Raw genomic sequence first — 5,871 nt, forward strand, 5'->3', positions numbered from 1 at the left:
GGCACGGGCAAGGTCTGCGCCGCATCTGCCGACTGCCAGAGCGGCGTCTGCAGCGCCGGCATCTGCCAGCCGGCCACCTGCACCGACAGCATCAAGAACGGCAGCGAAACCGACACCGACTGCGGCGGAATCTGCGGTGCCTGCGGCACGGGCAAGGCCTGCCTGGCATCGACCGATTGCCTGAGCGGCACCTGCAATGCCGGTGTGTGCCAGTGAACAGAACGCACCCGCGGGGTGCTGCGGCCTGCTGAGGTTGTCCCCGGCCCGCAGCCCCCCGACACTGCACCGCACAATAGCCCCTCAACCAACCTATCGGCAACTCCGAATGAAACCCGTTTTCTTGCGCCAGACCGCGCTGGCCTGCGCACTTGTACTCGCCAGCCTGGCCAGCGCCGCCCCTGGCGCTGCGCACTCCGAACCCATGTCCCGTGAACAGGGGGCCGCGATTCTTCAGGAATTGCGGGCCATCCGCCAACTGCTGGAGCAGCAACCCAAGGCCGCACCTGCCGCGGCCGCCGCCCCAGCGCCAGCGCCTACCTCCGTGCGGGTGGATCTGTCACAAGAAGCCCACACGCTGGGGGCCACGAGCGCCCCCCTCACCCTGGTGATGTTCACCGACCATGAATGCCCGTTCTGCAAGCGGTTTCTGCAGGAATCCCTGCCTCGCTTGCGACAGGACTACATCGACACCGGCAAGCTGCGGCTCATCCTGCGCGACCTGCCGCTGGACATGCACCCCAACGCCCAGAAGGCCGCCGAAGTCGCCCGTTGCGCTGCGGAACAGGGCAAGCACTGGCCGCTGCTGGAAGCGTTCGCGTCGGCACCGGAACCCCTGGCGCAGCCCGCGATGGCACGCCTGATCCAGGGCATGGGCCTGGACGCCAGCCGCATCGACGCCTGCGTGGCCGACGGACGCTACACAGCCAAGGTCAAGGCGTCGGTCGCTGAAGCGCGCCGCCTGGGGTTCAATGGCACCCCCACCTTTGTGCTGGGGGCCACCACCCCTGGCGCGCTGGAAGGTGAAAAAATGGTGGGCATCCAGCCGTATGAATCGCTGAAGCGCCGGCTGGACGAACATCTGGCCAAGGCACGGCCCAAATCCTGAACCGGGGCGCCCTTGTCACATTGCCGCCCCGGCTGCGGGGCCTGCTGCACCGCGCCCTCCATCAGCTCGCCCATCCCCGGCATGCCCGGGGGCAAGCCTGCGGGGGTGCGGTGCATCCAGTTGGGGGACGATGCGCGCTGCCGCATCTTCGGCCAGCCCGAACGCCCGGCCGTGTGCGCCGGGTTGATGCCATCGGTGGAGATGTGTGGCGACAGCGCGGACCAGGCCCTGGCGTACCTGGCGCGGCTGGAGCGGCTGACACAGCCCGCCGGGGCGAACGACAGCGCAGAGGCCCGGCGCTGTCCGTAAGGCGCTGTGGCAAGCCGTTGCGGCTCGGCGTGCAGGCATTTGGATAAAAACGACCTGTAGCGCTTGTGCAGCAAGCGTCAATAGCTACCATAAATATAGCAATCTGCGCCACGGTGTCACAACAAGGCCACCTGGACCGTCTGGCTTGTGTGTAAAACCGGAAGCCCGAGCGCTCTGCTCGTTGCCGCCGCCCACCTGGACGCCGCCATGAACACCCCTGCCCCCACCACTCCCGCCGCCACCGATCCCTTCAACACGGCGCGCCCGCGCCTCTTCCGCATCGCCTACCGCATGCTGGGCGTGCGCGCCGATGCCGAGGATGTGCTGCAGGACGCGTGGCTGCGCTGGAGCCGCACCGACGCCAACGCCCTGCAATCGGCCGAGGCCTGGCTGGTGACCATCGTCACGCGCCTGTCTATCGACCGGCTGCGGGCGGCCAAGGCCGAGCGCGAAGCCTATGTGGGCTGGTGGCTGCCCGAGCCGCTGGTGGAGCTGGACGCCCACACGCCCGAAACGGCGGCCGAACTGGCGGGTGAACTGTCGGTGGCCTTCATGTACGTGCTGGAACGCCTGGGGCCCGAGGAGCGCGCGGCTTTTTTGCTGCGCCAGGTGTTCGACTACGACTACCCCGAGATCGCCGCCCAGTTGGGCAAGACGGAGGCCAGCTGCCGCCAGATGGTGCACCGCGCCAGCGAGCGCGTGCAGCAGGCGCGCACCCGCTTCGAGGTGCCTCAGGCGGTGCACCACCAGTTGCTGCAACGCTTCATGAACGCCGCCCAGAGCGGCGACCGCCACGCCATCCAGGCGCTGCTGAGCGAAGACGCCCAGCTCATTGGCGACGGCGGCGGCCGCGTGCCCTCGTTCCCCAAGCCGCTGGTGGGGCCGTTTCGCATCACCAACCTGTACTGGGCGCTGTTCCGGCGCCTGGGCGCGCAGGTGGTGTACCGCATGGCGCACATCAACGGCGAGCCGGGCCTGCTGCGCTATGTGGACGGTCGCATCGAGTCGGCCCAGGCGTTTGTGACCGATGGCGAGCGCATCGTGGCCATCTACGCGGTTCGCAACCCGGACAAGCTGGCGGGTATCCCAGCCACGCTGCCGCAGTGAAGACACGGGCATAGCGCCGTTCGCGCGGACCACCACGCGGGCAGCCCTGGTGAGCGTGCCTGTGCAAAAAAAATACAGGCCGCCTGTCACAACCCGGTACGGTGCAGCGTCTTGAAGGGTATGGAAGACGGCCACAAGGCCACACGCCAGCGCCGTCTTTCACCGCCGTTATCAACACCCTTTCACACCAGGAGTTTTCCATGTCGCAACACAGCGCCCGCCTGCCCTACCACCAGCTCTCGTCCAAGGCCTTCATGGGCCTGGTGAACGTCTCTGAAACCATCAAGAAAGGCCCACTGGGCACCCGGCTGGCCGAACTGGTGTTCCTGCGCGTATCGCAGATCAACGGCTGCGCCTACTGCATGGACATGCACTGGAGCGCGCTCGTCAAGGACGGCGCCGACCCGCGCCACCTCAACGCCGTGGCTGGCTGGCGCGAGGCACCGTTCTTCAGCGAGCGCGAACGCGCCGCCTTCCGCTGGGCCGAGATCATCACCGCCACGCCCCACAGCGACGCCAGCGATGAAGAATTCGCCAAGCTGAAGGCCCTGTTCTCCGACGCCGAAATCTCCGACCTCGGTTTTGCCATTGCGGTGATTAATGCCTGGAACCTGCTGAACGCGGGCATGCGCGCGCCGATTCCGCAGGCCGGTTGACCGTTAACGAGCACGAGCACGAGCACGAGCACGAGCACGAGCACGAGCACGAGCACGGGCACGGGCACGGGCACGGGCACGGGCACGGGCACGGGCACGGGCACGGGCACGGGCACGGGCGATGGTGGACACATCGGCCAGTGGGTCCAGCCCCAGGGCTCTGAACCACAAGAATGGAGCCAAAACAGCCGATTGCGCCAGTGAATCATGTCTTTATTGCTATCAATAAAGAAGCAAAAAGCACTCTACACTTGGCTCCTGGTGTAGCCTGCCTGACAGACCCCGCCGCCGCCGCGCCCTACAGTGGTGTCTTCCCACCCCACAACATCGGAGACACCACCCATGCTCAATATCCCCTCGCTGCAGGCCAGCGTCAGCCCCGAAGAATGGCGGCTGCGCTGCGACCTGGCCGCCTGCTACCGGCTCGTCGCGCTCTACGGTTGGAGCGATCTCGTCTTCACCCACATCAGCGCCAAGCTGCCCGAATCGGTGTCGGGGCCGGGCGAGCACCAGTTCCTCATCAATCCCTACAGCCTGATGTTCGACGAGATCACGGCGTCGAGCCTGATCAAGGTGGACATGCAGTGCAACAAGCTGCACGACTCGCCCTTCCCCGTGAACCCCGCCGGCTTCGTCATCCACAGCGCCGTGCACGAGGCCCGGCCCGAGGCCGGCTGCGTGCTGCACACCCACACGCGCGCGGGCGTGGCGGTGAGCGCGCAAAAGGGCGGCGTGCTGCCCATCAGCCAGCAAAGCACTTTCGTGCTGGGCTCGCTGGCATACCACGCCTACGAGGGCGTGGCCTTCCGCGACGAGGAAAAGCCGCGCCTGCAGGCCGACCTGGGCCAGGCCAACTTCCTCATGCTGCGCAACCACGGCTTGCTGACGGTGGGAAGGACGATCGCCGACGCCTTCCTGTCGATGTATACGTTCGAGAACACCTGCCGCATCCAGATCGATGCGCAGGCGGGGGGAGAACTGACTCCGGTGAACCCCCAGATCCTGAGCGGCGTGGCCCAGGCCATGCGCGTGCAGACGGGCGGGCTGGGCGGCGCCTTTGCCTGGCCTGCGCTGCTGCGCAAGGTGCAGCGCGACCTGCCCGGCTACGACACCTGATGCCAGGCGCCGGGCACGCGCCTGCAGCACCGCAGCGCGGTGTCCGGCACAGTGCCCTGACGCCAGCACGGATCCGGCGCAGCGCATAGCATGGGCGGCTTCGACCTTCCCGAGGATATGTCCATGAAGCTCTACTACTCGCCCGGCGCCTGCTCTCTTTCGCCCCACATCGCCCTGCACGAGGCCGGACTGGCCTTTACGCCCGTGCTGGCCAGCACCAAGAGCCACAAGCTGCAGGACGGCACCGACTACTACAGCATCAACCCCCTGGGCTATGTGCCCATGCTGGAACTGGACGATGGCACGCGTCTGCGCGAAGGTCCGGCCATCGTGCAGTACATCGCCGACCAGGTCCCCCTCAAGATGCTGGCTCCGCAGAACGGCACGCTGCAGCGCTACCGCCTGCAGGAATGGCTGACCTTCATCGGCACCGAACTGCACAAGGGCTTCACCCCGCTGTTCAACCCCGCCACGCCCGAGGAATACAAGACGATGGCGCGCGAACGGCTGATGCAGCGCCTGCAGTGGGTGGACGGGCAACTGGCCGGCAAGCAATACCTCATGGGCGACCAGTTCACCGTGGCCGACGGCTACCTGTTCACCGTGACCAACTGGACCCAGCCCACCAACGTGGACATCTCCGCCCTGGGCCACCTGAAAGCCTACCGTGAGCGCGTGGCAGCCCGCCCGGCCGTGCAGGCTGCGATGAAGGCAGAGGGCCTGCTGAAGTAAGGGCGCCCCGAGGGCGCTCATCGCCCGGTGCTGGCCGCCGCAGGTGGCTGCGCTTCAGTCCGTCCCAACCTGCGCGGACAGGCTGGGGGCCGCGGCCCTCAGCCCCCGCAATCGCCGCGCTACGGTGCGTGAACAACAGGACCACGCCCTCGCTGTGGGGCGGCCCCTGCGCGGCGTTTCAGGCAGGGGCCGCGCCGGTGGCCGACGGACTGCTTGCCCAACGCGCCAAAAAGCCAGGCGCCCTACAGCGGCTTCTGCCGCCACGCCACCAAAGCCCCCACCCACAGTGCACAGGCCGAATACACCAGGCCCCGCGCCAGCCCCCCGGGACCGTCGGCAATCCACCCCACCACCGTGGGCCCCACGATCTGCCCGGCGGCAAACACGATGGTGAAGGCGCTGATGCCGCTGGCCCACTGCAACGGCGGGAGGTTGTGGCGCACCAGCGCCGTGGTGGACGCCACCACCGACAGGAACACCCCGCCAAACAACAGCCCCGAGCCCAGCACCACGGGCCAGACCGAGGTCAGCGCGGGCAGCAACGTGGCCACGCCCAGCAGCCCGTTGAGCAGGGCCAGCGCCTGGCCTCCGCGGCTGCGGTCGAGCAGGCCCGCCCAGATGCGCGACGACAGCACCACCGCCAGCCCGAGCAAGGCATAGAACAGCGTCACCGTTGCTGCGGTCATGCCCTGCTCGCGCAGAAGCGCCACCACAAAGGTCATGTAGCCGATATAGCCCACCCCGAACAGACCATAGCCCGCAAGGGCCGGTGCCAGTGCGCGCAGGCGCACGCGGGGTGCCGCGGAAGACACTGCGGCCGACACGCCTGCCCCGACGGGTGCCGGC

The 5,871-nt window shown here is 67.7% G+C and carries 8 protein-coding genes; 7 read left to right on the plus strand and 1 reads right to left on the minus strand.

Features of this window, described 5'->3' with window-relative positions; all coding sequences use genetic code 11:
• The 7 genes from ACDELDRAFT_RS18105 to gstA all read left to right on the plus strand — a co-directional run.
• A partial coding sequence (locus tag ACDELDRAFT_RS18105) for a hypothetical protein (RefSeq protein WP_005799442.1) occupies positions 1–216 on the plus strand: 216 nt, incomplete at its 5' end.
• Positions 217–325: 109 nt separating this feature from the next.
• Positions 326–1,105 carry a DsbA family protein gene (locus ACDELDRAFT_RS18110; protein WP_005799443.1) on the plus strand — a complete coding sequence of 260 codons (780 nt, stop codon included), beginning with the start codon at positions 326–328 and terminating at the stop codon, positions 1,103–1,105.
• A 12-nt stretch (positions 1,106–1,117) separates the two neighbouring features.
• Complete coding sequence (locus tag ACDELDRAFT_RS18115) at positions 1,118–1,414, plus strand: YkgJ family cysteine cluster protein (protein ID WP_050784205.1); 297 nt, start codon at positions 1,118–1,120, stop codon at positions 1,412–1,414.
• 207 nt (positions 1,415–1,621) lie between these two features.
• Entirely contained in the window at positions 1,622–2,521 is a 900-nt protein-coding gene (locus ACDELDRAFT_RS18120) for an RNA polymerase sigma-70 factor (RefSeq protein ID WP_005799445.1), read from the plus strand.
• Positions 2,522–2,721: 200 nt separating this feature from the next.
• On the plus strand, positions 2,722–3,177 hold the full coding sequence (locus ACDELDRAFT_RS18125; RefSeq protein ID WP_005799446.1) for a carboxymuconolactone decarboxylase family protein: 456 nt from the start codon (positions 2,722–2,724) through the stop codon (positions 3,175–3,177).
• 342 nt (positions 3,178–3,519) lie between these two features.
• Entirely contained in the window at positions 3,520–4,293 is a 774-nt protein-coding gene (locus tag ACDELDRAFT_RS18130; RefSeq protein WP_005799447.1) for a class II aldolase/adducin family protein, read from the plus strand.
• Positions 4,294–4,416: 123 nt separating this feature from the next.
• Positions 4,417–5,025: a glutathione transferase GstA gene (gene gstA, locus ACDELDRAFT_RS18135; protein WP_040329879.1), complete on the plus strand. Its 609-nt coding sequence runs from the start codon at positions 4,417–4,419 to the stop codon at positions 5,023–5,025.
• Positions 5,026–5,267: 242 nt separating this feature from the next.
• Here the strand turns inward: gstA and ACDELDRAFT_RS18140 are convergent.
• Positions 5,268–5,871: YbfB/YjiJ family MFS transporter (locus ACDELDRAFT_RS18140; RefSeq protein ID WP_005799449.1), on the minus strand; the 604-nt coding region annotated here is incomplete at its 5' end.

The sequence above is a fragment of the Acidovorax delafieldii 2AN genome (assembly GCF_000175235.1).
Lineage (GTDB): Bacteria > Pseudomonadota > Gammaproteobacteria > Burkholderiales > Burkholderiaceae_C > Acidovorax > Acidovorax delafieldii_B.

What these genes read in the sequence shown, in the direction of transcription:
- ACDELDRAFT_RS18110 (WP_005799443.1), top strand. Translation starts at nt 326, where the DNA reads ATGAAACCCGTTTTCTTGCGCCAGACCGCGCTGGCCTGCGCACTTGTA.
- ACDELDRAFT_RS18120 (WP_005799445.1), top strand. Translation starts at nt 1,622, where the DNA reads ATGAACACCCCTGCCCCCACCACTCCCGCCGCCACCGATCCCTTCAAC.
- ACDELDRAFT_RS18125 (WP_005799446.1), top strand. Translation starts at nt 2,722, where the DNA reads ATGTCGCAACACAGCGCCCGCCTGCCCTACCACCAGCTCTCGTCCAAG.
- ACDELDRAFT_RS18130 (WP_005799447.1), top strand. Translation starts at nt 3,520, where the DNA reads ATGCTCAATATCCCCTCGCTGCAGGCCAGCGTCAGCCCCGAAGAATGG.
- gstA (WP_040329879.1), top strand. Translation starts at nt 4,417, where the DNA reads ATGAAGCTCTACTACTCGCCCGGCGCCTGCTCTCTTTCGCCCCACATC.